The sequence below is a fragment of the Streptomyces sp. BK022 genome (genome assembly GCF_004217355.1).
GTDB lineage: Bacteria > Actinomycetota > Actinomycetes > Streptomycetales > Streptomycetaceae > Streptomyces > Streptomyces griseoluteus.
In genome coordinates, this window is sequence record NZ_SHKU01000006.1 from 557,089 (window position 1) to 582,035 (window position 24,947).

Annotated in this window: 23 protein-coding genes; 14 read left to right on the forward strand and 9 right to left on the reverse strand. The window is 71.8% G+C overall.

Annotation, left to right across the window (positions count from 1 at the left end; translation table 11 throughout):
- The first annotated feature begins 77 nt into the window (after positions 1 to 77).
- A complete protein-coding gene (locus EV284_RS26345) occupies positions 78 to 749 on the forward strand; it encodes a response regulator transcription factor (protein WP_130338334.1) in 672 nt (223 codons plus the stop codon).
- 25 nt (positions 750 to 774) lie between these two features.
- On the opposite strand, the gene EV284_RS26350 is transcribed toward EV284_RS26345, so the two are convergent.
- The gene (locus tag EV284_RS26350; protein WP_130338336.1) at positions 775 to 1,878 is read right to left on the reverse strand and encodes a DUF5937 family protein; all 1,104 of its coding nucleotides are present in this window, start codon (positions 1,876 to 1,878) and stop codon (positions 775 to 777) included.
- 83 nt (positions 1,879 to 1,961) lie between these two features.
- Complete coding sequence (locus EV284_RS26355; RefSeq protein ID WP_242625826.1) at positions 1,962 to 3,113, reverse strand: beta-eliminating lyase-related protein; 1,152 nt, start codon at positions 3,111 to 3,113, stop codon at positions 1,962 to 1,964.
- 166 nt (positions 3,114 to 3,279) lie between these two features.
- Between EV284_RS26355 and EV284_RS26360 the strand changes: the two genes are divergently transcribed.
- From EV284_RS26360 to EV284_RS26400, 10 genes are all read left to right on the forward strand, one after another.
- Complete coding sequence (locus tag EV284_RS26360) at positions 3,280 to 4,275, forward strand: DUF2520 domain-containing protein (protein WP_130338340.1); 996 nt, start codon at positions 3,280 to 3,282, stop codon at positions 4,273 to 4,275.
- Entirely contained in the window at positions 4,272 to 5,273 is a 1,002-nt protein-coding gene (gene panC, locus EV284_RS26365) for a pantoate--beta-alanine ligase (protein WP_130338342.1), read from the forward strand. Before EV284_RS26360 ends, panC begins: the two co-directional genes overlap by 4 nt.
- Positions 5,270 to 6,967 (forward strand): L-aspartate oxidase, encoded by a 1,698-nt coding sequence (locus EV284_RS26370; RefSeq protein WP_130338344.1) that lies wholly within the window; start codon positions 5,270 to 5,272, stop codon positions 6,965 to 6,967. Before panC ends, EV284_RS26370 begins: the two co-directional genes overlap by 4 nt.
- A 48-nt stretch (positions 6,968 to 7,015) precedes the next feature.
- Positions 7,016 to 7,996 (forward strand): carboxylating nicotinate-nucleotide diphosphorylase, encoded by a 981-nt coding sequence (nadC, locus tag EV284_RS26375; RefSeq protein WP_130338346.1) that lies wholly within the window; start codon positions 7,016 to 7,018, stop codon positions 7,994 to 7,996.
- Between the two features lie 5 nt (positions 7,997 to 8,001).
- The gene (locus EV284_RS26380) at positions 8,002 to 8,799 is read left to right on the forward strand and encodes a type III pantothenate kinase (protein WP_030811239.1); all 798 of its coding nucleotides are present in this window, start codon (positions 8,002 to 8,004) and stop codon (positions 8,797 to 8,799) included.
- Positions 8,800 to 8,936: 137 nt separating this feature from the next.
- Positions 8,937 to 9,596: a hypothetical protein gene (locus EV284_RS26385; RefSeq protein WP_130338497.1), complete on the forward strand. Its 660-nt coding sequence runs from the start codon at positions 8,937 to 8,939 to the stop codon at positions 9,594 to 9,596.
- Between the two features lie 86 nt (positions 9,597 to 9,682).
- Positions 9,683 to 9,859 (forward strand): hypothetical protein, encoded by a 177-nt coding sequence (locus EV284_RS32840; protein ID WP_165425646.1) that lies wholly within the window; start codon positions 9,683 to 9,685, stop codon positions 9,857 to 9,859.
- A 53-nt stretch (positions 9,860 to 9,912) separates the two neighbouring features.
- Complete coding sequence (locus tag EV284_RS26390) at positions 9,913 to 10,320, forward strand: BlaI/MecI/CopY family transcriptional regulator (RefSeq protein WP_267881272.1); 408 nt, start codon at positions 9,913 to 9,915, stop codon at positions 10,318 to 10,320.
- Positions 10,321 to 10,329: 9 nt separating this feature from the next.
- The gene (locus EV284_RS26395; protein ID WP_086694982.1) at positions 10,330 to 10,863 is read left to right on the forward strand and encodes an amino-acid N-acetyltransferase; all 534 of its coding nucleotides are present in this window, start codon (positions 10,330 to 10,332) and stop codon (positions 10,861 to 10,863) included.
- 203 nt (positions 10,864 to 11,066) lie between these two features.
- Positions 11,067 to 11,402: an Lsr2 family protein gene (locus EV284_RS26400; protein WP_130338348.1), complete on the forward strand. Its 336-nt coding sequence runs from the start codon at positions 11,067 to 11,069 to the stop codon at positions 11,400 to 11,402.
- Here EV284_RS26400 and EV284_RS26405 read toward each other — a convergent pair.
- Positions 11,381 to 12,031, reverse strand: coding sequence for an SCO3374 family protein (locus EV284_RS26405; RefSeq protein WP_242625827.1), 651 nt, complete (start codon positions 12,029 to 12,031; stop codon positions 11,381 to 11,383). The genes EV284_RS26400 and EV284_RS26405 overlap by 22 nt on opposite strands.
- A gap of 441 nt (positions 12,032 to 12,472) precedes the next feature.
- Here EV284_RS26405 and EV284_RS26415 point away from each other — a divergent pair, with 441 nt between their 5' ends.
- Positions 12,473 to 14,995: an ATP-dependent Clp protease ATP-binding subunit gene (locus EV284_RS26415; protein ID WP_130338350.1), complete on the forward strand. Its 2,523-nt coding sequence runs from the start codon at positions 12,473 to 12,475 to the stop codon at positions 14,993 to 14,995.
- 69 nt (positions 14,996 to 15,064) lie between these two features.
- On the opposite strand, the gene EV284_RS26420 is transcribed toward EV284_RS26415, so the two are convergent.
- Both EV284_RS26420 and EV284_RS26425 read right to left on the reverse strand, forming a co-directional pair.
- On the reverse strand, positions 15,065 to 18,154 hold the full coding sequence (locus EV284_RS26420; protein ID WP_130338352.1) for an NACHT domain-containing protein: 3,090 nt from the start codon (positions 18,152 to 18,154) through the stop codon (positions 15,065 to 15,067).
- Between the two features lie 50 nt (positions 18,155 to 18,204).
- Complete coding sequence (locus tag EV284_RS26425; protein ID WP_130338354.1) at positions 18,205 to 18,807, reverse strand: HAD family acid phosphatase; 603 nt, start codon at positions 18,805 to 18,807, stop codon at positions 18,205 to 18,207.
- Positions 18,808 to 19,248: 441 nt separating this feature from the next.
- Between EV284_RS26425 and EV284_RS26430 the strand changes: the two genes are divergently transcribed.
- Entirely contained in the window at positions 19,249 to 19,794 is a 546-nt protein-coding gene (locus tag EV284_RS26430; protein WP_130338356.1) for a M23 family metallopeptidase, read from the forward strand.
- 67 nt (positions 19,795 to 19,861) lie between these two features.
- On the opposite strand, the gene EV284_RS26435 is transcribed toward EV284_RS26430, so the two are convergent.
- On the reverse strand, positions 19,862 to 20,461 hold the full coding sequence (locus tag EV284_RS26435; RefSeq protein ID WP_130338359.1) for a TetR/AcrR family transcriptional regulator: 600 nt from the start codon (positions 20,459 to 20,461) through the stop codon (positions 19,862 to 19,864).
- A gap of 122 nt (positions 20,462 to 20,583) precedes the next feature.
- On the opposite strand from EV284_RS26435, the gene EV284_RS26440 reads away from it, so the two are divergent.
- On the forward strand, positions 20,584 to 22,176 hold the full coding sequence (locus EV284_RS26440) for an MDR family MFS transporter (RefSeq protein WP_130338361.1): 1,593 nt from the start codon (positions 20,584 to 20,586) through the stop codon (positions 22,174 to 22,176).
- A gap of 49 nt (positions 22,177 to 22,225) precedes the next feature.
- On the opposite strand, the gene cseC is transcribed toward EV284_RS26440, so the two are convergent.
- The 3 genes from cseC to EV284_RS26455 are packed head-to-tail and all read right to left on the reverse strand — an operon-like array spanning position 22,226 to position 24,912.
- Positions 22,226 to 23,557: a two-component system sensor histidine kinase CseC gene (gene cseC / locus EV284_RS26445; protein ID WP_130338363.1), complete on the reverse strand. Its 1,332-nt coding sequence runs from the start codon at positions 23,555 to 23,557 to the stop codon at positions 22,226 to 22,228.
- A gap of 8 nt (positions 23,558 to 23,565) precedes the next feature.
- Positions 23,566 to 24,270: a two-component system response regulator CseB gene (gene cseB / locus EV284_RS26450; protein WP_130338365.1), complete on the reverse strand. Its 705-nt coding sequence runs from the start codon at positions 24,268 to 24,270 to the stop codon at positions 23,566 to 23,568.
- Positions 24,271 to 24,306: 36 nt separating this feature from the next.
- Positions 24,307 to 24,912, reverse strand: a complete 606-nt coding sequence (locus EV284_RS26455; protein WP_130338367.1) for a hypothetical protein — start codon at positions 24,910 to 24,912, stop codon at positions 24,307 to 24,309.
- Between the last annotated feature and the right edge of the window lie 35 nt (positions 24,913 to 24,947).

A 24,947-nucleotide genomic window follows, 5' to 3' on the forward strand; every position in this document is an offset into this window, starting at 1 on the left:
ACGCGTGCGCCGCGCACACCCGAAGCAAGCACGCCCCAAGCCCGCACACCCCGAGAAGGACACGGAAGAGGACCCCGATGGCGATCCGCGTGATGCTCGTCGACGATCAGGTGCTGCTGCGCACCGGTTTCCGGATGGTGCTCGCCGCCCAGCCGGACATGGAGGTCGTCGCGGAGGCGGGCGACGGGGTGGAGGCGCTCCAGGTGCTGCGGACCACCCCGGTCGACGTGGTCCTGATGGACGTGCGCATGCCCAAGCTGGACGGGGTGGAGACCACCCGGCGCATCTGCTCCGAGCCCGAGCCGCCCAAGGTGCTCATCCTGACCACGTTCGACCTGGACGAGTACGCGTTCTCCGGGCTGAAGGCGGGCGCCTCCGGCTTCATGCTCAAGGACGTGCCGCCGGGGGAGCTGCTCAGCGCGATCCGCGCGGTGCACAGCGGGGACGCGGTCGTGGCGCCCTCCACCACGCGCCGGCTGCTCGACCGGTTCGCCCCGATGCTGCCCTCGGCCGTCGAGGAGCCCCGGCACGCGGAGCTGTCCCGGCTCACCGAGCGCGAGCGCGAGGTCATGGTGCTGGTCGCCCAGGGGCTCTCCAACGGCGAGATCGCCGCCCGGCTGGTCCTCTCCGAGGCCACGGTGAAGACCCATGTGGGCCGCATCCTCACCAAGCTGGGGCTGCGCGACCGGGTCCAGGTGGTCGTCCTCGCCTACGAGACGGGGCTGGTCCGCGCGGGCGGGCAGCCGTAGGGCTCCGGGCGGGCGGCCCCAGGGCTCAGCGCAGTACGCCCTCGATGAAGTCGCTGCCCAGCCGCGAGACGGCGGCCAGGTCCAACTGGTGCTGGACGTACCGGCCCTGGCGGCAGCTGGTGATCAGGCCCGCCTTCTTGAGCACGGCCAGGTGGCGGGACACCTCGGGTGCGGACATGCCGTGCGCGTCGGCGAGTTCGCTGGTGCTGTGCGGGCTGCGGGCGAGGTGGCGGCACAGGCGCAGGCGCGCGGGGTGGGCGAGGGCCTCCATGCGCAGGGTGAGCTGCTCGACGGTGGGCGCCTTGGGACGGGTGGCCTTGACGGGATAGGTGATGACGGGCTGCCAGCCGTACCGGTGCAGCACCATCACGTGCGGCCAGCCGAGGCTGGTCGGCACCAGGACGAGCCCGCCGTCACCGGTGGTGCCCCGGCCCGCCAGGAGCTTGTCGATCGTGACGAGCCCCGCCTCCTCGTCCAGCGACACCGCGGCGGAGAGTGAGGAGAGGGCCTCGGCGGGACCCCTGCGGCGCAGCAGCTCGGTCTTGTGCCGGGCGTCGGCGGCGAGTCCGGGCTGCAGCCGGGCCCAGGTGTCGGCGAAGAACGCCTCGTCGCAGTCGAGCACCAGTTGGCGGAACCAGGCGCGCACCGTCGGCGGGTCCGCCAGCAGGCGCCGGGCGAACCGCTCCTGGACGGCACCGCGCGCGGCGGCCAGGTCCAGGGCGCGGCGGCGCAGCTCCGGGTCGCCCAGCGGGCCGAGGCTCTGCCGGGAGTACTGGGAGTGGCAGGTGAACTCCAGCGCCGCGTCGACGAACTGCTCGTCCGTCAGCTTGTCCAGCAGGTCGAGTTCCTCGGCGAGCGTGCCGCCGGGCAGCTCGCGCCGGCCGGGGAGTCCGGCGAAGGGGGCGAACACGTCGGAGAACGTGGTGCGCCACAGGAAGTCCGCCTCGCAGAGCCGGTCCGCCAGGCACGGGTCCAGCCGGCCGGTCACGGCCGTCGCCCAGCCCTGGAGGTCCGGATGGTGACCGGGCTCGCTGAGCGCGTGCAGGGCCATCCCCAGCTCGGCCAGCGGTGAGGGCACCACGGAGATCCGCTCCGCCGGGAGCCCCTTGACGTCGATGGTCACGCTCATGTGCCCATGGTGCCCCCCGCCACTGACAACGCCCCCCGGATTGACGGCCGCCGTCAATCGACGGGCCGTCAGGGGCCGGTGTCTCAGCCCAGCCGCCCGGCGAAGTCCACCGCCGCGTCCCGTACGTCCCGGGCCGTCCACTCAAGGCCCGCCGCGCGGACCCCGGTCTCCGTGCGGGACAGGCCGGGGCCGCAGGAGTCCCAGCCGCCGGCGAAGAGCAGGGTGCCGGTCTCCTCGGCCTGCCGTACCGCCGCCTCCGCGAGGACCTCGGGGTCGAACGGCAGCCAGACCTGGAAGTCGTGGGTGTGCGGCACCTCGGGGTGGACCCGCGCCCAGGGCAGCCCGGCCGCGGCGAACCCCTCGCGCAGGGCGGCGGCGACCACGCGCGCGTGCCGGACGTACTCCGGAAGCCTCGGCAGCTCCCGGTCCAGGCCGACGAGGGCGGAGAGCGCGGTGGGGAACTGCTGGAAGACCATGCCCCCGTACCGGTGCCGCCAGGTGCGCGCCTCCTCGACGAGACTCGCGGGGCCGGCGAGGGCGGCGCCGCCCAGGCCGCCGAGGGACTTGTAGAACGAGACGTAGACGCTGTCGGCCAGAGCCGCGATCTCCTCCAGGGGGCGGCCGAAGTGCTCCGTGGCCTCCCAGAGGCGGGCGCCGTCGAAGTGCACCACCGCCTCGCGCTCCCGGGCGGCGTCGACCGCCCCGGTCAGCTCCTCCCAGGAGGGCAGCAGGAACCCGGCGTCCCGCAGCGGGAGTTCCAGCATGAGGGCGCCGACGGGCTCGTCCAGGCCGTGTACGTCGGCCGCCGTCACCGGGCGCGGCTCCTGGCTCACGATGACCGGGCGCAACCCGCTGACCTGGCTGAACGCATGGCGTTCGTGCACCTCGGGGTGGGACAGGGCGTGCAGGGCGACCGCCGGGTCGCCGGTACGCGCGGCCCAGCAGCGCAGGGCGATCTGCTGGGCCATGGTGCCGGTCGGGAAGAACACGGCGGCCTCGGTGCCGAGCAGATCCGCGACCCGGCGCTCCAGGGCGGCCACCACGCCGTCGCCGTAGATGTCGGCGGGTTCGTCCAGGTCGTACACCCCGGGGGCCGCCTCCGTCAGCTCGGTCAGGCGCTCGCGGAGGGTGCCGCGCCAGCCGCCGCGCGACAGCACGCGCGGGGCGGTGCGTATCGCGGTCCGGCGCCGCTCCCGTGTCGAAGGCCGCTGGTCGTCCTCGGTCGTGTCGCTCATGCGGGGGATCATGCCGCGCGAGCCCCGAGCGGGCACCCGGTTTTCGGGCCGGCCGGTGCGACCGCCCACAGCCTGTGGACAACGGGGGCCGGTCGCCGGATAGCGTTAACATGACGAGAAATCGTCCGGTACCCAGAGCGGACTGGAACGGGAAGGCCACGGTCGCGTGAGTACAGTCCACCCCCCAGACAGCACAGGCACCCAGGACCGCCCCGCGCGGCTCACCGTCGGCGTCGTCGGCGCCGGACGCGTGGGCCCCGCCCTGGCCGCGTCCCTCCAGCTCGCCGGACACCGCCCGGTGGCCGTCTCCGGTGTCTCCGACGCCTCCCGCAGGCGCGCCGAGAAGATGCTGCCAGGCGTGCCCCTGATGCCGCCCGCCGAGGTCCTCCAGCGCGCCGACCTGGTGCTGCTCACCGTCCCCGACGACGCCCTGCCGGGCCTGGTCACCGGCCTCGCCGAGACCGGCGCCGTCCGCCCCGGCCAGCTCCTCGTGCACACCTCGGGCCGGTACGGCGTCTCCGTGCTCGACCCGGCCCTGCGCGCGGGCGCGCTCCCGCTGGCGCTGCACCCGGCGATGACCTTCACCGGCAGTCCCGTCGACGTCCAGCGCCTCGCCGGCTGCTCCTTCGGCGTCACCGCGCCCGAGGAGCTGCGGCTCGCGGCCGAGGCCCTGGTCATCGAGATGGGCGGCGAGCCGGAGTGGATCAGCGAGGAGAGCCGCCCGCTCTACCACGCGGCCCTCGCCCTGGGCTCCAACCACCTGATCACCCTGGTCGCCCAGTCCATGGAGCTGCTGCGCACGGCCGGGGTCGGCGCCCCCGACCGGATGCTGGGCCCGCTGCTGGGCGCCGCCCTGGACAACGCCCTGCGCTCCGGTGACGCGGCCCTCACCGGCCCGGTCGCGCGCGGGGACGCGGGCACGGTCGCCGCGCACATCGCCGAGCTGCGCGAGCACTCCCCGCAGACCGTCGCCGGGTACGTGGCGATGGCGCGTGCCACCGCCGACCGCGCCCTCGCCCACGGCCTGCTCAAGGCCGAGCTGGCCGAGGACCTCCTCGGCGTGCTCGCCGACCAGGAGACCGGCACCGGCGGCGCGCCCGGCACCGCCACCGGCACCGACGCGGACGACGACGAGAACGGCCCCGAGGGGAACGACCGATGACCACCGCCCTGCTGAGCACCGCCGACGAGCTGCACGCCCGCGTGCGCCACGGCCGCCGTGCCGTCGTGATGACCATGGGCGCCCTGCACGAGGGCCACGCCACGCTGATCCGCACCGCCCGGGAGATCGCCGGGCCGGACGGCGAGGTCGTCGTCACCGTCTTCGTCAACCCGCTCCAGTTCGGCGCCGGTGAGGACCTCGACCGCTACCCGCGCACCCTGGAGGCCGACCTCCGGCTCGCCGGACGCGCGGGTGCCGACGCGGTGTTCGCCCCGTCGGTGGAGGAGGTCTACCCGGGCGGCGAGCCCCAGGTGCGCGTCACCGCGGGCCCCATGGGCGGCCGGCTGGAGGGCGCCACCCGCCCCGGCCACTTCGACGGCATGCTCACCGTCGTCGCCAAGCTGCTGCACCTCACCCGGCCCGACGTGGCGCTGTACGGGCAGAAGGACGCCCAGCAGCTGGCGCTCATCCGGCGCATGGTGCGGGACCTCAACTTCGGCGTGGAGATCGTCGGCGTGCCCACGGTCCGCGAGGAGGACGGGCTCGCCCTGTCCAGCCGCAACCGCTACCTCGCCCCCGAGGAGCGCGCCACCGCCCTCACCCTGTCCCGCGCGCTGTTCGCCGGCCGCGACCGGCACGCGGCCCAGGAGGCCCTGCGCGCGCGGGCCCTCGAAGTGCCGTCCACGCACGCGCGTGCCGAGGCGCTGAGCGCCATAGGCGAGTCGCGGGCGGCGGCCGACGCGCACGCCGTGGCCACCGCCGCGCCCGGCGGCCCGGCGGCCGTCCGCGCGGCCGCCCGCCAGGTCCTGGACGAGGCAGCCCGCTACGACCCGCCGCTCGACCTGGACTATCTCGCCCTGGTCGATCCGGCCGACTTCACCGAGATCGCCGACGACTTCACCGGCGTCGCGGTCCTCGCGGTCGCCGCGCGGGTCGGCCCGACCCGGCTGATCGACAACATCCCGCTCACCTTCGGCAGCCCTGGAGCCGCCCTGTGACCAGCACCGGCATACGACTGCACGCGCCCGCCCCCGGCTGGTCCATCCCGGCCGACGTCGTGGTGGTCGGCTCCGGCGTGGCCGGCCTGACCGCCGCGCTGCGCTGCGAGGCGGCCGGCCTGACGACGGTCGTCGTCACCAAGGCCCGCCTGGACGACGGCTCCACCCGCTGGGCGCAGGGCGGCATCGCGGCCGCCCTGGGCGACGGCGACACCCCCGGACAGCACCTGGACGACACCCTGGTGGCGGGCGCGGGCCTGTGCGACGAGGACGCCGTACGCCTCCTGGTCACCGAGGGCCCGGACGCCGTACGGCGGCTGATCGACACCGGCGCCCGGTTCGACACCGACGACGCGGGTTCGATCCAGCTCACCCGCGAGGGCGGCCACCACCGGCGCCGTATCGCGCACGCGGGCGGGGACGCCACCGGCGCGGAGATCTCCCGCGCGCTGGTCGACGCCGTCCGCGCGCGGGGCCTGCGCACCATCGAGAACGCGCTCGTCCTGGACCTGCTCACGGACGCCGAGGGCCGCACGGCGGGCGTCACCCTGCACGTGATGGGCGAGGGCCAGCACGACGGCGTGGGCGCGGTGCACGCGCCCGCCGTGGTGCTCGCCACCGGTGGCATGGGCCAGGTGTTCTCCGCGACCACCAACCCCTCGGTCTCCACCGGCGACGGCGTGGCCCTGGCGCTGCGCGCGGGCGCCGAGGTCAGCGACCTGGAGTTCGTGCAGTTCCACCCGACCGTGCTCTTCCTCGGCCCCGACGCCGAGGGGCAGCAGCCGCTGGTCTCCGAGGCGGTGCGCGGCGAGGGCGCCCACCTGGTCGACGCGGACGGCACGCGCTTCATGGTCGGGCAGCACGAGCTGGCCGAGCTGGCCCCGCGCGACATCGTGGCCAAGGGCATCACGCGGCGGATGCAGGAGCTGGGCGCCGAGCACATGTACCTCGACGGCAGGCACTTCGGCGCCGAGATGTGGGAGCAGCGCTTCCCGACCATCCTGGCCGCCTGCCGCGCCCACGGCATCGACCCGGTCACCGAGCCGATCCCGGTCGCCCCGGCCGCCCACTACGCCTCCGGCGGCGTCCGCACCGACGACCGGGGCCGTACGACCGTCGCCGGTCTGTACGCGTGCGGCGAGGTCGCCTGCACCGGGGTGCACGGCGCCAACCGGCTCGCCTCCAACTCCCTGCTCGAAGGGCTCGTCTACGCCGAGCGCATCGCCGCCGACATCGCGGCCGGGCACACCGCGAACGGCCCGCACGCGCGCGTGCCGGCGCCCGTACCGCACCACGGCACGCCCGCGCATCCCCTGCTGGCCCCGGAGGACCGGCTCGCCGTGCAGCGGATCATGTCCGAGGGGGCGGGCGTCCTGCGCTCGGCCGCCTCTCTGGAGCGGGCCGCGCGGCGCCTCGCGGAGCTGCACTCCCGCGCCAGTGACACCCTGGACGGCGAGGGCAAGACCGCCGAGCCCGGCGTCGACACCTGGGAGGCCACCAACCTCCTGGACGTGGCCCGCGTCCTGGTCGCCGCCGCCGCGCTGCGCGAGGAGACCCGCGGCTGCCACTGGCGCGAGGACCACGCCGACCGCGACGACCCGCACTGGCGCCGCCACCTGGTGGTGACCCTGCGCGCGGACCGCTCGCTGGCCGTACGCACCACCGAGAGCGCAGACTTCCCCCCTACCCGGTGACATCTCGGTCCACCGGGTGAACCAGCGTCCCCAGGAGCAGTGACGAACGTGAGCACCGACGACCTTCCCCTCGCCCCGACCGGCGGCTGCGGCGACGGCTGCGCCTGTGGCGCGGACGAGGAGGGCGCAGAGCAACTGGAGTGCGGTCTCGACCCCGCGCTGGCCGCGCTGCTGGCCGAGTCCGGGCTCGACCCCGTGGAGATCGAGGACATCGCCAACGTCACCGTCCAGGAGGACCTGGCCGGCGGCGTCGACGTGACCACCGTGGCGACCATCCCCGAGGACGCCGTGGCCACCGCCGACTTCGTCGCCCGCGAAGCCGGCGTGGTCGCGGGCCTCCGGGTCGCCGAGGCCGTGCTCTCCGTGGTCTGCGAGGACGAGTTCGAGGTCGAGCGGCACGTCGAGGACGGCGACCTGATCGAGGCCGGCCAGCGCCTGCTGTCGGTCACCACCCGCACCCGTGATCTGCTCACCGCCGAGCGCAGCGCCCTGAACATCCTGGGCCGCATGTCCGGCATCGCGTCCGCCACGCGCGCGTGGGCCGACGTGCTGGAGGGCAGCCGCACCCGCGTGCGCGACACCCGCAAGACCACCCCCGGCCTGCGCTCGCTGGAGAAGTACGCGGTGCGCTGCGGCGGCGGCGTCAACCACCGCATGTCGCTGTCCGACGCCGCCCTGGTCAAGGACAACCACGTCCTGGCCGCCGGCGGCGTGGCCGAGGCGTTCAGGGCCGTACGGGAGACCTTCCCGGACCTCCCCGTCGAGGTCGAGGTCGACACCCTGCACCAGCTCCACGAGGCCGTCGAGGCCGGAGCCGACCTGATCCTGCTGGACAACTTCACCCCCGGCGAGTGCGCCGAGGCCGTCACCCTCACGGCCGGCCGCGCCGAGCTGGAGGCGTCCGGGCGGCTCACCCTGGAGAACGCCCGCGCCTACGCCGACACCGGCGTGGACTTCCTGGCCGTCGGCGCCCTCACCCACTCCTCGCCGGTGCTCGACATCGGCCTGGACCTGCGCCCGGCGGAGTGACCCGGATGCTGCTCACGATCGACGTCGGCAACACCCACACCGTCCTCGGTCTCTTCGACGGCGAGGACATCGTCGAGCACTGGCGCGTGTCCACCGACCCGCGCCGCACGGCCGACGAGCTGGCGGTGCTGCTCCAGGGCCTGATGGGCACGCACCCGCTGCTCGGCGAGGAACTGGGCGACGGCATCCACGGCATCGCCATCTGCGCCACGGTGCCCTCGGTGCTGCACGAGCTGCGCGAGGTCACCCGGCGCTACTACGGCGACGTGCCCGCGGTGCTGGTCGAGCCCGGCGTCAAGACCGGGGTGCCGGTGCAGTTCGACAACCCCAAGGAGGTCGGCGCCGACCGCATCATCAACACGGTCGCCGCCAACGAGCTGTACGGCGGCCCGGCGATCGTGGTCGACTTCGGCACCGCGACCACCTTCGACGCGATCTCCGCGCGCGGGGAGTACGTCGGCGGGGTCATCGCGCCCGGCATCGAGATCTCGGTGGAGGCGCTCGGCGTGAAGGCCGCGCAGCTCCGCAAGATCGAGGTGGCCCGCCCGCGCAACGTGATCGGCAAGAGCACCGTCGAGGCCATGCAGTCCGGCATCGTCTACGGCTTCGCCGGCCAGGTGGACGGCGTGGTCGGCCGGATGGCGCGCGAGCTGGCCGACGACCCCGACGACGTCACCGTGATCGCCACCGGCGGTCTGGCGCCGATGGTGCTGGGCGAGTCCTCGGTGATCGACGAGCACCAGCCCTGGCTCACCCTGATCGGCCTGCGCCTGGTCTACGAGCGCAACGTGCCGCGCAGGTAGGCGGGCCCGTGGGGGACTCAGGGCCGAGCGGGGGAACCCTGAGTCCGACACGCGTGACAAAGCGTCCGATTCCGTAACTTTTGTCCGATTAGCGGTAGCGTCGCCGCATGCCCACGCCATACGGAACTCGCGGCGGCATGGCGTTCGGCGCGGAGGAGCTGCGTGTGCTCCGCCGCGCCCTCGCCCTCGCCCTCCACCCCGGCACGGCCTCCGCCGAGGACGTGCAGGACTGCTTCCGCCTCGCCGACTCGGTCGACGAGGCACTGGACGAAGCGGCTCGCCTGCGCGCCTTCCTCCTGGCCGACCTGGGCCGCTACCGAGCCGCCCTGCCCGGCACCGCGGCCGGTTACCTCGCCCTGCTCCAGGAGGCGCTCGGCGCCGGGCACCGGCCCGCGCCGGACGACCTCGCCGCGCTGCGCGCCCTGCGCGGCAACCCGGTGGCCGCCGCCCTGCTGGCCCACTGCCAGGGCCTGGTCGAGCGCAGCGTCCGCGCCCGCTTCACCGGCGGCGCGCCCACCGTCCCCGCGCCCGCCGCACCGCCCTCACGCGCCCGCCTGCTGGCCCTTCCGGGCGGCGCGGAGGGCTCCGGGCCCACCGGGGCCGACGAGTCCGGGAAAGCCGCCCAGAAGCCCGCCGAGGAGCCCGCCCGGCCCCCGTCCCCGCGCCCCGGCGAGCGCCCCGCTCCGCCGGCCGCCCCCAAGCGCCCCGTCCCCACCCCCGGCGAGGTCTTCCCGCGCCGCAAACCGCAGTCCCCGCCCGCCGGACAGGACGGCGCCCGCCACCTCGTCGCGGGCTGACCCGACTGACCTGGCCCTATGGGGCGGGGAGGACATACGGCCCACCCCGCCCCGGCCCGGCCGCCCCGCGTGGCTACCCTGGAGCCATGGACTACGTCTCCGCGCTGGTGCCCCCCTTCGTCATGGCCGCCCTCTTCATCGGGGTGGTCCGGGTGATCGTGAAGACCCAGGGCGGAGCGGCCAAGGGCAAGGAGGACGCGGCCGTCGACGCCGCCCTCGCGCGCGCGGAGGACGCCCGCCAGGCCGCCCGCGGCGACGCCTGAGCCACCCGCACGTCGGCGCCGGTTTGACCGGATCTCCGCCTATTGTTTGTTTTGTGCCTCGCCCCTTGGGAGATCTCGAAGACGCCGTCATGTCACGGGTGTGGAAGTGGAACCGCCCGGTGACCGTCCGGGAAGTCCTGGAAGACATCCAGCAGGAACGCTCGATCGCGTACACCACCGTCATGACGGTTTTGGACAATCTCCATCAGAAGGGCTGGGTCCGCCGTGAGGCGGAAGGGCGTGCCTATCGATATGAGGCCGTCTCCACCAGAGCCGCCTACGCCGCCGCGCTCATGAACGACGCCTGGTCGCAGAGCGACAACCCCGCCGCCGCTCTCGTCGCGTTCTTCGGGATGATGAGCGAGGAACAGCGCCAGGCCCTCAGCGACGCCATCCGTATCGTCCAAGGGCCGCAAACGCGCGAGAACCCCGGTTCGGCGGAGGAGACCGGCGGGCGATAGCGTCCGCCCATGTCAGCGAAGAGCCCCGAAGTCTCCGCGAATGCCATCACCGTCCGGCGCGCCCGGACCAGCGATGTTCCCGCCGTCCGACGACTCCTCGACGCCTACTCGCGCGACCGCATCCTGCTCGACAAAGCCACGGTCACCCTTTACGAGGACATCCAGGAGTTCTGGGTCGCGGAACGCGACGACAACGCCGAGGTCGTCGGCTGCGGCGCCTTGCACGTCATGTGGGAAGACCTCGCGGAAGTCCGCACTCTCGCGGTGAACCCGGCACTCAAGGGCGCCGGAGTGGGCCACCGGCTGCTGGGGAAGTTGCTCGACACCGCACGCCGGCTCGGCGTTCGCCGGGTTTTCTGTCTGACCTTCGAAGTCGACTTCTTCACCAAGCACGGCTTCGTGGAGATCGGTGAGACACCGGTCGACGCCGATGTGTACGCGGAGCTGTTGCGCTCCTATGACGAGGGTGTCGCGGAGTTCCTCGGTCTCGAACGAGTGAAACCCAACACCTTGGGCAACAGCCGGATGCTTCTGCATCTGTGATCGCCAATGCCCCGGTTCCCTATGTCCGAAACGCGCACGTTTCCGGACGCGAGAGGGCGTGGGGCCTCTCCCCGAGGGTTTGTGTTTTTCCGGCAAAAGCGGTTTGCTTTCCGGCGTACTGCTGCACTGCATATAACAGGGGCGGCTAAACGGCGTACGCCGCGGACCTCCCCGCCCTCACGTTTTCGATGAAAGGAAATCCCGTGGCACAGAAGGTTCAGGTCCTTCTTGTCGACGACCTCGACGGCGGCGAGGCTGACGAGACCGTGACGTTCGCGTTGGACGGCAAGACGTACGAGATCGACCTCACGACCGCCAACGCGGACAAGCTGCGCGGACTTCTCGACGCGTACGTGAAGGGTGGCCGGCGTACCGGTGGCCGTTCCTCCGGTGGCCGCGGCAAGGCCCGCGCCGCCTCCGGTGGCAACCAGGACACCGCGGCCATCCGCGCCTGGGCCAAGGAGAACGGCTACGACGTGAACGACCGCGGCCGCGTCCCCGCCTCCATCCGCGAGGCCTACGAGAAGGCCAACGGCTGATCACGCCCCCGCGAACGGGGCCCGGTGCCCCGCCGCAGCCGGACCCGGTGGCACTGCGCCGCCACGGTGTCCACCAGCCGTACGAGATCGGGGGCACCCGTGACGCCCTCGAAGGACGGCAGCGCGGGCAGCACCGCCTCCACCTCACGCCCCGGCTCGGGGGGCCGCAGCCATACGGCGGCCCCCTGCAAGGCTCCGGCGCCCGGCCGCGGCGCCGCCGCGCCCGCGACCCGCTCGTGCGGCGCCGGTGCCTCCGTCAGGCCACCGGCGCCCAGCGCCCGCAGGTCCAGCGCCAGCGCGCTCCACTCCAGCCAGTCGAGCAGCCCCGGCAGCTCCTCCGCGCTCCCCGCGGCCACCAGCAGCCGCATCCGGCCGCCCACGAGGGCCACCGGGGAGGCGGGCGCCAGATGCCTGAGCGCCACCGCCCCCGCCTCGGCCGGGACGTCCAGCACGTCGAAGCGCACCCCCGTCACCAGCCGCAGCGGCGCCCCCGGCGCCGTCGCCCAGCCCAGCACGCCCTCGTACCAGTGCCGGGCCGCCGCCTCGGGGGCCCCGCCGTGCGGGCGCCTCGGGCGCGGGAAGGGCGGCGCCGGTGACGCCGGGAAGGGCTCCGCGGATGCCGCGGACATTGAGCCAGCCATGCCAGGTGCAACCGGCGAAGACGCCCGAGGGTTACGCTGAGCGTCCGGACGGTCACGATGTGTGCGACCGGGGGGAGCGCATGGGCGCACCCGGAGTCGTGAGGTTGTTCGCCCATAGCGGAGGGAAACGGTGCGCGCGGCATGGACCGCCCGTCACCGCGGGTAAGACATGCCTAGTGGGAGGGGGCGACACGCAGGAAAGGCCGTCTCACGTTCGCCATCGGCGGAACGGCGAGTGGGGTAACTGCCTGGCCTGCGGGAACATCGTCTCGCACCATCGAGTTGGAGCAGATGTCGGCGTTCGGGGTCAGGAGGCCATCACGGTGTCGGCAGTTGGAATGAGCGGTCCCCGCTTGCGGGACTAAGCTGCGGAAGGACAGGGAGGGGAAGTTCCCCCCACTGCCTGACCGCTCTGAGGAGCGATTAACGATGTTCGAGAGGTTCACCGACCGCGCGCGGCGGGTTGTCGTCCTGGCTCAGGAAGAAGCCCGGATGCTCAACCACAACTACATCGGCACCGAGCACATCCTCCTGGGTCTCATCCACGAGGGTGAAGGTGTCGCCGCTAAGGCCCTGGAGAGCCTCGGCATTTCGCTTGAGGCGGTCCGTCAGCAGGTGGAGGAGATCATCGGTCAGGGCCAGCAGGCCCCGTCCGGCCACATCCCCTTCACCCCCCGTGCCAAGAAGGTCCTGGAGCTGTCGCTCCGCGAGGCCCTTCAGCTCGGCCACAACTACATCGGCACCGAGCACATCCTGCTCGGCCTGATCCGTGAGGGCGAGGGCGTCGCCGCCCAGGTCCTGGTCAAGCTGGGCGCAGACCTGAACCGGGTGCGCCAGCAGGTCATCCAGTTGCTCTCCGGTTACCAGGGCAAGGAGACCGCGGCCGCAGGCGGCCCGGCCGAGGGCACCCCCTCGACCTCCCTCGTCCTGGACCAGTTCGGCCGGAACCTCACCCAGGCCGCTCGTGAAACCAAGCTCGACCCGGTCATCGGGCGCGAGAAGGAGATCGAGCGGGTCATGCAGGTGCTGTCCCGCCGTACGAAGAACAACCCGGTGCTGATCGGTGAGCCCGGCGTCGGCAAGACCGCCGTCGTCGAGGGCCTCGCCCAGGCCATCGTCAAGGGCGAGGTGCCCGAGACCCTCAAGGACAAGCACCTCTACACCCTCGACCTCGGTGCCCTGGTCGCCGGCTCCCGCTACCGCGGTGACTTCGAGGAGCGCCTGAAGAAGGTGCTCAAGGAGATCCGCACCCGCGGCGACATCATCCTGTTCATCGACGAGCTGCACACGCTGGTCGGTGCGGGCGCCGCCGAGGGCGCGATCGACGCCGCCTCCATCCTCAAGCCGATGCTGGCCCGCGGTGAGCTCCAGACCATCGGTGCCACCACGCTGGACGAGTACCGCAAGCACCTGGAGAAGGACGCGGCCCTCGAGCGCCGCTTCCAGCCCATCCAGGTCGCGGAGCCGTCGCTGCCGCACACGATCGAGATCCTCAAGGGTCTGCGCGACCGGTACGAGGCGCACCACCGCGTCTCCATCACCGACGAGGCGCTGGTCCAGGCCGCCACTCTGGCCGACCGGTACATCTCGGACCGCTTCCTGCCGGACAAGGCGATCGACCTGATCGACGAGGCCGGCTCCCGGATGCGCATCCGCCGGATGACCGCGCCGCCGGACCTCCGCGAGTTCGACGAGAAGATCGCCGGTGTCCGCCGGGACAAGGAGTCCGCGATCGACTCGCAGGACTTCGAGAAGGCCGCCTCCCTGCGCGACAAGGAGAAGCAGCTCCTGGCCGCCAAGGCCAAGCGGGAGAAGGAGTGGAAGGCCGGCGACATGGACGTCGTCGCCGAGGTCGACGGCGAGCTGATCGCCGAGGTCCTCGCCACGGCCACGGGCATCCCGGTCTTCAAGCTGACCGAGGAGGAGTCCAGCCGCCTGCTCCGCATGGAGGAGGAGCTGCACAAGCGGGTCATCGGCCAGGTCGACGCCGTCAAGGCGCTGTCCAAGGCGATCCGCCGTACCCGTGCCGGTCTGAAGGACCCGAAGCGTCCCGGTGGCTCGTTCATCTTCGCCGGTCCGTCCGGTGTCGGTAAGACCGAGCTGTCCAAGGCGCTCGCCGAGTTCCTCTTCGGTGACGAGGACGCGCTGATCTCCCTCGACATGTCGGAGTTCAGCGAGAAGCACACGGTCTCGCGGCTCTTCGGCTCGCCCCCCGGTTACGTGGGTTACGAGGAGGGCGGCCAGCTCACCGAGAAGGTGCGCCGCAAGCCGTTCTCCGTCGTCCTCTTCGACGAGGTCGAGAAGGCCCACCCGGACATCTTCAACTCGCTGCTGCAGATCCTGGAGGACGGTCGCCTGACCGACTCCCAGGGCCGGGTCGTGGACTTCAAGAACACGGTCATCATCATGACGACCAACCTCGGCACGCGGGACATCTCCAAGGGCTTCAACCTGGGCTTCGCCGCCTCCGGCGACACGAAGACCAACTACGAGCGCATGAAGAACAAGGTGTCGGACGAGCTGAAGCAGCACTTCCGTCCCGAGTTCCTCAACCGCGTCGACGACGTGGTCGTCTTCCCGCAGCTCACTCAGGCGGACATCCTCCGGATCGTCGACCTGATGGTCGGCAAGGTGGACGAGCGCCTCAAGGACCGGGACATGGGCCTCGAGCTCTCCCAGTCCGCCAAGGAGCTGCTCTCCAAGAAGGGTTACGACCCGGTGCTGGGCGCGCGTCCGCTGCGTCGCACGATCCAGCGCGAGGTCGAGGACACCCTCTCGGAGAAGATCCTCTTCGGCGAGCTGCGTCCGGGTCACATCGTGGTCGTCGACACGGAGGGCGAGGGCGACAACCAGACCTTCACCTTCCGCGGCGAGGAAAAGGCCGCCCTGCCGGACGCCCCGCCGATCGAGCAGGCGGCCGGCGGGGGCCCGAACCTGAGCAAGGACGCGTAGCCCTCCGGGGGTTCGCGTAGGTCCGAAAGGGGGCCGGTGCTTTATGGCACGGCCCCCTTTCGGCGTTTGTCAGAAAGCAACGGTATGGGGTCGTGAGGACGTTACCGCGATGCCTGGGAAGTCCTGGTCGTATGCGCTGTGATCTAGGTTTACGGCGCGCGACGAAGCGAGCTCCACAGCACTCAGATTCGGGCACAGCCTGGCCAGCGGGGACAGATCCTCATCGCCTCGGACTCCGTCTATGCAAAGAGTCTTGATGTTGGACAGCTCAGGCGCGTCCCCGCACTGACGAGCCGCTTGCGCGGAGACAACGAGCGTGGTGAGAGACGGATGCGAGGCAAGTTCGGACCAGTCTTCCGAATCGAGCAGCTTGATCTCGCAGTGCAACTGGAGACGCTCCAGGGTCGGCCATTCGGCCAGTCCCCGGAGACCGCCTGTCGGCAACGCATTGCCGGTGAGGTTCAGCCCGGTGAGTTGAGCACCGCGAGGCAGGTCTCGCAGACCTGCCATCAGGTCGGTCGGCACCGTGAGGTCCCGCAAGGTGGTGAGGCGATCCAGTCCGGAGATTCCTCCGCTGCCCTGCACATGCAGCGCAGTGAGTTCGAGCTCCGTCAGGGCCGATAGGTCCTCCACTCCTGGACAGGCCGCCAAGCTGACGGTGTCGAGGGAGCCCAGCGCAGCGAGCGGGCGCAGGTCTTGAAGCAACGGGTTGTCCACCACGTTGATCTCGCGGGCCCCCACCGGAAGCGCTCGAATGATGTCCGTAAGACGGTGCGGGCCCTCGAATACCAGTCGGTTCCGCAAAGCGATTCGGTGCAGAGCGCTTAAGGTTTCCGGAGAGGACACCCTGATGAAAAATTTCTGGGCGTCCAGTTGAGCAAGCACTTCGTCGGCATATCCGGCGGGGTCGAAGCGACCCCAGGCTCTCAGCAGGTGGTATCGCACCCAAGGGTAGGGATGGTCGACGTAGCGCTTCAGTAGCGGGATCGCCGCATCCGTGCCCACTAGTGCCGCCGTGGCCGTCACCGCCTCGGCCTCCTTGTCCGACAGGCCGTCGGGGCCCGGTAGCAACTCCAACACGAGTGGGCCGGCGAGGGCCAGCTCTTCGGCTTCGTCCACCGTTCGGGGCGGCAGCAGCTTCCTGGCCAGGTTCTGGATCTCCAGGCGCACCGCAGGTTCCAGTTCCGTCGCATGCTCCAAGCAGGCCATCGCCAAGAGGTGGGCGCGCTTGTCGGGGTTGGATGCCAGTAGACCCAACAGCTCCGCCCGCTCCCTGGGGCGGGCTTGGGCCACCGCCATGCGGATCACGTCCGACCACTGGTCGTCGCACGCGTGCTCGGCCAGCAGGCCGAAGTCGCCGGCTTCCACGGCCGCTCGCGCGCCCAGGTAGTCCTGGAAGGTGCGGTGGACGAAGTGGAGGGTGTCGGGGGAGGGGGTGAGGAGGAGGCCGGTGCGGATCAGGAAGTGGGAGAGGACGGCCGGCGCGTCTCCGAGGACGGACGCGGCCGGGACCGACGGGAGGCCCTCCGCGATGATGGATTCCGCTCGGTCGCGGTCCAACTCCGTGCGGCCGTTGCGGATCAGCCAGTACGCCAGGCGTTGGAGGAGCTGGAGTTGGGGTTCCTCGCTCAACTCCGGTACGGCCATGTCCCGTTCTCGGTCGCGGCGGGTCAGGAGCATGGAGAGGGCCGACTCGTACAACTCCTTGCGGCCGTGCGGGAGATACCCCCGCCGGTCCCGGTGCAGGGCGCAGATGAGGCCGCACATCAGGGGGTTGGTGGCCAGGCGGCCCAAGTCCGGCTTCGTGCGGACCGCGTCGAGCAGCTGGGCGCAGTACGAGGCCAGTAGCTCGTCCTCCTCCGGAACCCCTGTCGACGCGGCCCCGTGCCAGCGGTGGATGAAGGAGGCGACATCCGAGGGGCTCATCGCGGACAGGACCAGCTCCGTGAAGCCGTCGTCGGCGAGCCACTCGTCGTCCACGGCGGAGGGGCGGGAGGTGATGAGCCAGCGGTTGCCGGGGAACGCGTCCGCCAGGTCCCGTAGCCACGCGCGGGCCCGCTCCCGCTCGCGTTCCGGCACCTCGTCAAGGCCGTCGATCAGCACCATGGCCCGTCCGGAGGCCAGGACCCGGTACTCCCAGCCGTCCGGCTGAGCCCCGTCGAGCGGGCAGCCGACGGCCGTCAGGAAGCGTGTGGGGGACGGGAGTTGTTCACCGTGGCGGGTGAGTGTGCGCAGGGGGAGGACGAACGGAACCCGCCCCGCGAGATGCGCCATCCGCCCGGTCGCCCCGCTCGCCGCCGACACCGCCAGCCACTGGACCAGCGTGGTCTTCCCCGACCCCGCGACCCCCCGCAGCAGTACCCGGTCGTGCCCGGCCAGCGCCTCGTCGGCGGGGACGCGGACCGGCTTGGCGGGGGTGGCGCCGAACGCCGGCCCGAGGGGCTCGCCGTCGTGCCGTACTGCCTCCAGGCTCAGATACGCGGCGTCCAGCGGCCAGCGCCCCGGTGAATTGGTGAGGTCGATGCCGTAGATCGTGAGCCGGCCGTGCTTCTTCGCCAGGTGGGCCAGGTACCGCGTCTCGAAGTCGCGGTCCCGCGTATCGGGCCTGCGGGTCCGGACCAGCAGTTCCTCCACCCCGGCGGCCGTACGGGCCTGCGCACGGCTCTGTTCCACGACCGTCCGGGCCACGAAGGTGGAGCGGCGGCTGAAGTACTCGAGGATCTGGGCGCAGGCCCACCCGGTGGCCCGTTCCAGGAACAGTTCGGCGTCACCGGAGAGGCCGTCAAGTCGCTTAGCGACGGCGGTCAGTCGACCGGTAAGCTCGCGCTCGTCGAGCCGCGCGGACTGCACCGCGTCCATGTCGATCTCGCCGAGCGCGAGCAGCCTGCGGGTCAGGGCATCCGTGACCGCCGTCCGCTCGTCGTCGGCGAAGGGCGGCTCGCCCGGTGTGGCGAGGGCGTCCTCGACCAGGCGCGTGGCGAGCCGGCGCAGCTCCCGCTCGCCCAGCTGCCGCTTCTCCCCGCCGAGGGAGACCCGGGCGCCCAGCCGTACGGGGTTCGGGGCCAGCCCGGCACCGGGTCCGTCCGCCGGGAACACCTTCTTCAGCAGCGAGGCCAGCAGCCCGGAGGCCACCTTGCCACCGATGGCCGTCGGCTCCATCCCTCACCCCCGTCGTCAGGAGGGAGCCTAGCCAGGGATATGGGGTCAGGTCAGGACAACTGCCCGTCGTAGTCCGGGAGTTTGAAGGTCCGCTCCGCGTGGCCGCCGCTCAGGTCGGACGTGCTGTTGCCGATGTTGGCGGTGATCGTGTAGCCCTGGCGCTCGATGTCGGCCCGCTGGGCGGTCTTGTAGGCGGCGACGTCCTTGAAGAGGTCGATGAGGCCGCGCACCCGGAGGTCGGTGACCCGGTAGCCGTCGTGTTCGAGGTTGTAGGACGTGGGCCAGTGCAGGAGGCCGGGGCGGGCGGTGACGAAGATCAGGGCGACGCCGTGGTCCTGGGCGTACCGGGCGACCTTCAGGACCGGGCGGTTGGCGGGCTGGGGGAACTGGAAGCCGAAGTCGGTCTCCAGGGTGGTGTTGTCCACGTCCAGGACGATGGCCTGCTTCTCGCCGGCGCCGGCGGCCGCGCGGCTCTGGATGTAGGGGAGGGCCTCGTCCATCACCCGCCCGCAGTCCTGCTGCCAGGTGGCGTAGTCGACGGCGGCGGCGGTGGTGGCCGTGGTGGCGGCCTCGGCGGGGGCGGCGAGCGTGGTGAGCGCGGCGGTGGAGACGGCGACGGCGGCCATCCGGCGCGGCAGGGGGCGTCTGGTCATGAAGGGGGGTCCTCTCGCGTCCGTGCGGTGCACTGCATGCTCTGCGGAGCGGGTGGCGCGAGAGGAACCGTAGGGTTACCGAACGGTAGGTTGCTAGAGGCGCGCGTCACATTTATGGGATGCCGGACCCGGCCCGCCGGTGACATGCCGCACAGGCGAAATGTCCGGTACTAGCCGGGATAGTGGTATTCCAAACCAGGGCAAAGCTGGACGTACGCGCCGAAACCCAGAGTGATACCGGCAGGCCGTACCGCCTGGTCCCGCCGGGGCGTCCGGCCTGTCAAGAGATGACCGATTCCGGACACTTCTACTACCTCGTGCCGTAGATGGGCCCTTTGAACCGAGCTGGGGTGAGGGGTTACCAATGTGGAGTCCCGCCCGGCACACGGTGAAACATCCGTACGCCGGGTGGCTCTCTGTCTCCGAGTTCACGAGGTATCGATGTTCAAGCGTTCCACGTCTGTCCGTACGTCCGCGCTCCGCACTCGCGTGGCCGTTCTGGCCGCCGGTGTCGGCGCCGCGGCCGTGCTGGGTGGCGGGGTTGCCAGCGCCGCCTCCGCCTCCGCGACCTCCTGGGTCGACCCGGTGAAGAAGTACACCCTCTCCGCCAGCTTCGACCAGGGCGGCAGCCACTGGGCGCACAAGCACAGCGGTCAGGACTTCGCGGTGCCCACCGGCACCGAGGTCCTCGCGGCCCACGGCGGCACCGTCGTCAAGGCCGGCCCGAACGGCGCCGGTGACGGCCCCGCCTACGGCAACGCCATCGTCATCAAGCACGGCAACGGTCTGTACTCGCAGTACGCCCACCTGTCGCGTGTCGACATCAAGGTCGGCCAGATCGTCAAGACCGGCCAGCACATAGCCCTGTCGGGCAGCACCGGTAACTCCACCGGCCCGCACCTGCACTTCGAGATCCGCAAGACGCCGAACTACGGCTCGGCCGTCAACCCGGTCAGCTTCCTGCGGTCCCACGGCGTCCACGTCTGAGCCCTGGGTCACCACCCCCCCGGCCCTCACCGGCCACCGCCGGTAGTCCGGACCACGGATGTCCGGACTACCTCCTGCCGCGGGCGCCCTCGTGCGCCTGCGTCACCAGATCCACGGCGACTTCGAGAACCGCTTCGCGCTTCTTCTCGGGGTCGCCTTCCAGGTCCGCCATCACGAACATGCCGGCGTGCAGGGTGAACAGCGCGCTGATCGAGCGGACCTGGTCCACCAGCTCGGCCTCGGGATCGATGATGATCTCCCTGAGGCCCTTCATGCGTTCCTTGAACGTGTCCCCGATGCGCAGCTCCCGCACCGTCGCCTGGTTCTCCTGCATGAACCGGAAGAGCGGCTGCGCCCCGGCCAGTGCCGCGCTGTAGCGCCGTACGATCTCCTGCTTGGTCTGAAGGGTGTGCGGCTGGCTGCGGCCCCACTCGATCAGGTCCTCGATCGGCTGCGTCAGATCCGCGAAGAGACTGACGATGATCTCTTCCTTGGTCTTGAAGTGGTAGTAGAGGGCCGCCTTGGTGACATCGAGGTGCTCCGCGATCTCGCGCAGCGAGGTCTTCTCATAGCCCTGTTCCGCGAAGAGCTCGAGCGCGACGTCCTGGATGCGCTGGCGGGTGTTCCCGCGGCGCTGCTGCTTGGTGCCGTCCATGGTGTCGCCCATCCTCGTACTCCTCCCGCTTCCGCGGAAACTTACTTGACGCCCGGCTAGTAGCAGGCTACCTTCCAGTGTAGTGAACTAGCCGGGCGGCAAGTAAGTAGCAGCCGCCAGGGGGAGTGGGAGAAATGGCGGACACGCAGACGGCCAAGGCGGGCCAGGCGGAGCCCGAGCAGCCGGAGAAGAAGCCGAAGAGCGTACGAGTGGTCCTGCTCGCGCTCATGATCGCCATGATGCTGGCGATGCTGGACAACATGATCGTGGGCACCGCGATGCCCACCATCGTGGGTGACCTGGGCGGGCTCGAGCACCTGTCCTGGGTCGTGACGGGGTACACCCTCGCCACCGCGGCCTCGACCCCGGTCTGGGGCAAGATCGGTGACATGTACGGGCGCAAGGGCGCCTTCCTCGGCTCGATCGTGATCTTCCTGATCGGCTCCGCGCTGAGCGGTATGGCCCAGGGCATGGGCGAGCTGATCGCGTTCCGGGCCGTCCAGGGTCTGGGCGCCGGTGGCCTGATGGTCGGCGTCATGGCCATCATCGGCGACCTCATCCCGCCGCGTGAGCGGGGCAAGTACCAGGGCATGATGGCCGGCGTCATGGCGCTGGCGATGATCGGCGGCCCGCTGGTCGGTGGCACCATCACCGACAACTGGGGCTGGCGCTGGACCTTCTACATCAACCTGCCGCTCGGCGCGGTCGCGCTGGCGCTGGTCTCGGCGGTGCTGCACCTGCCGAAGAAGCGGGCCAAGGCGGGGATCGACTACCTCGGCGTGGCCCTGCTGACCGTCGGCATCACCGCGATCGTGCTGGTCACCACGTGGGGCGGTACCGAGTACGCCTGGACCTCCGCGCGGATCATGGAGCTGACCGCCCTCGGTGTGGTCTCGCTGGTCGGGTTCGTGTTCTGGCAGACCAAGGCCGCCGAGCCGGTGCTGCCGCTGCACATCTTCAAGAGCCTGAACTTCACCCTGATGTCCCTCATCGGCTTCGTCACCGGCTTCGTGATGTTCGGCGCGACGCTCTTCCTGCCGCTGTACCAGCAGGCCGTGCAGGGCGCCTCCGCCACCAACTCCGGGCTGCTGCTCCTGCCGATGCTCGGCGCGATGCTGGTCACCTCGATGGTCGCGGGCCGGGTCACCACGAACAGCGGCCGGTACAAGGTCTTCCCGATCGCCGGCGGTGCGCTGATGATCGTCGGGCTGTACCTGATGTCCACGATGGACACCGGCACCACCCGGCTGACCTCCGGGATCTACATGGCCGTGGTCGGCGCGGGCATGGGCTGCCTGATGCAGGTGACCATGCTGGTCGCGCAGAACAGCGTGGAGATGAAGGACATGGGCGTCGCGTCCTCCTCCGCCACCCTGTTCCGTACCCTCGGCTCCTCGTTCGGTGTGGCCGTCATGGGCGCCCTGTTCAACAACCGGGTGCAGGACGTGATGACCGAGCGCGCCGGTGCGCTGGGCAAGGGCATCACCGAGAAGTCCGCCCAGCTCGACGCGGCCAGCCTCGCCAAGCTGCCGGCCGCGGCGCGGGAGGCGTACCAGCACGCGGTGTCCGCGGGCACCCACTCCGCCTTCCTCCTCGGCGCCGCCATCGCCGTCGTGGTCCTCGTCGCGGCCGTCTTCGTCAAGGAGGTCCCGCTGCGCGGCGGCCCCCAGAAGCCGTCCACCGAGCCCACGGACGCGATCCCGGCCCCGGTGATCGAAGCGGTCTGACCCCGCACTGAAGAGGCCCCCCGACCGCTGGTCGGGGGGCCTCTCGCGTTCAGCTCCGCAGGGTCGGTGGCACCGGGTAGCTGCCCGTCGCCGTGGGGGCGTGTTCGGGGAGCCAGAGGACGGCCACCGCGCCCTCGCCGTGGGGGCGGATGTTGCGGAAGGTGAGACGGGCGCCGAGGACGCGGGCCTGGCCGGCGGCGATGGTGAGGCCGAGGCCGTGGCCCTGGCCCGCGCGGTCCTCGCTGCCGGTGCGGAAACGGAGCGGGCCCTCGGCGAGGAGCGCCTCGGGGAAGCCGGGGCCGTGGTCGCGTATCCGGATCACCCGGCCCTCGACGGTCACCTCGATGGGCGGCTCGCCGTGCCGGGCGGCGTTGGTGAGCAGGTTGAGCAGCACCCGCTCCAGCCGGCGCGGGTCGGTGGTGACCTCGGACTCGTGCACCACCCGCACCACGATGTCCGGGTCCTTCGCGGCCACGCGCCGGGCGACGAACTCGCCCAGCATGATGTCCTGCAGCTCGGCCCGCTCGGAGGCACCGTCCAGCCGGGCCACCTCCAGCACGTCCTCCACCAGCGTGCGCATCGCCTTGGCCCGGTCCAGCACCAGCTCGGTGGGCCGGCCCGGAGGCAGCAGCTCGGCCGCCGTGAGCAGCCCGGTCACCGGGGTGCGCAGCTCGTGCGCGATGTCGGCCGTGACCCGCCGCTCCGCCTCCAGCCGCTGCCGCAGCGCGTCCGCCATCGCGTCGACCGCGCGGGCGAGGTCGTCGGCCTCGTCCCGTACGACTCCGCCGATGGCCTCCCGTACCCGTACGTCGGTCTCGCCGGTCGCCAGCCGGTTCGCGGCGGCGGCCGCCTTGCGCAGGCGCCGGGAGAGCTGGCCGCCGATCACCACGCCGAGCGCGCTGCCGCCGAGGACCACCGCGATGGAGCCGATGAGCAGCGCCTGGTCGAGGTCGGCCAGCACGTCCGCGGACTTGTCCGGGAAGGCGCCGTGCAGCGAGAGCACATGCCCGTTCTTGACCGGCACCGCGGCCCAGATGTCCGGCTCGCCGCTGCCCGTGTCGCTGACGTAACTGGCCCGGCGCCCCTCCTCCACCTTGGCCCGCAGCTCGGCCGGGAGGGCAGGGTCGTCGATCTTGATGCTGGGGAAGTTGGGCCGCCCGGCGAGCTCGTAGTTGCGCTGGGCGAGCTGGACCCGCTGGTTGGCCAGGTCACGGGCGTTGTCCAGCATGGAGACCCGGGCCGCGTTGTGCACGACCAGGCTCAGCGCGATGGCCACCAGCCCCGCGACCAGCGCGATGGCCGCGCTCAGCTTCCACCGCAGCCCGGTGCGCAGGCCCACGCCCGCCACCCGCCGCACCGGACGTCCGAAGAGACTCCGCATGACCGCCCTCAGCCCCGCAGCTTGTAGCCGAAGCCGCGGACCGTCTCGATCCGGTCCTGACCGATCTTCTGCCGCAGCCGCTGCACATGGACGTCGACCACGCGGGTGTCCCCGCCCCAGCCGTAGTCCCAGACCCGCTCCAGCAGCTTGTCGCGGGAGAGCACGGTGCCCGGCGCGCCGGAGAACTCCAGCAGCAGCCGCATCTCGGTCGGGGTGAGCGCCACCGGCTGCCCGGCCCGCCGCACCTCCATGCCCTCGGTGTCCACCTCCAGCTCGCCGAAGGTCAGCACCCCGTCGCTGTCCGCCGCGCCGTCCGCCCCGGCCCCGGCGGGGTGCCCGGCGTGCCCGAAGCGGCGCAGCACCGCCCGGATGCGGGCGACCAGCACCGCGCCGTCGAACGGCTTGGTCACGTAGTCGTCGGCGCCCGCCTCCAGGCCCAGCACCACGTCGATGGAGTCCGCCCGCGCCGACAGCATGATCACCGGCACCGTCGACTCGTCCCGGATGCGGCGGCACAGGCTCACCCCGTCCAGCCCCGGCACCATCACGTCCAGCAGCGCGATGTCGGGCCGGTCGGCGCGGAACGCCTCAAGACCCGACAGCCCGTCGGGCATGGCGGTGACCGCGAAGCCGTCCCGCTCCAGGGCGAGCTGGGTGGCCTCACGGATGACGTCGTCGTCCTCCACGAACAGGACGTGCGTGTGCTCTGGCATCCGGTGCTCTCAGTCCTCGTGATGTAGGGCGGCGCGTCAGTCGCCGGGCACGGGCGTCGGCTCGTGGCCCACCGCCCCGCTGTAGTCCGTGTGCACGGGCTTGCCCGCCACGAACCGGCCCGCCTTCCAGGTATAGGGGACGACGTCCTCGCCGGAGGGGCTGGAGATGGGGTCGCCCCTGCTGTACACCTGCTTGGTCACGGTCAGCGCGCCCTGGTCGATCTCCGCGTAGACCGGCGACTCCTCGGCCTTGAACACGTTCCGGTACGAGCCCCCGCTCTCCCGGTACACATACGCGCCGATACCGACCGCGTCCGCGCAGGTCAGCACGTTGACCACGACATCGGAGCGGTCCGCGTCGGTCAGGTCGCCGTAGGAGACGTCGACGGGGTAGTCGTCGCCGCTGCCGCACGGCTTCAGCTCGTGTTTGACGGCCGCCGAGACCCCCGGGTCCCGCTTGAGCAGGCTCACCGCGTCGACGCGGTGGTAGCCGGCCGCCGGGCTGGGGGAGGGGGAGGCGGGTGCCGCGCCGGCCACGGCGGAGGCGTGGGCCGGTCCCTCGTCCCGCGCGCCGGTGCCCCCGGCGCCGCAGGCGGTCGCGGAAAGGCCGACGGCGGCGATCCCGGCCACCGCCAGGATCACCGCGCGTACGCCTCGGACACGCCTGGGCCCCCCGG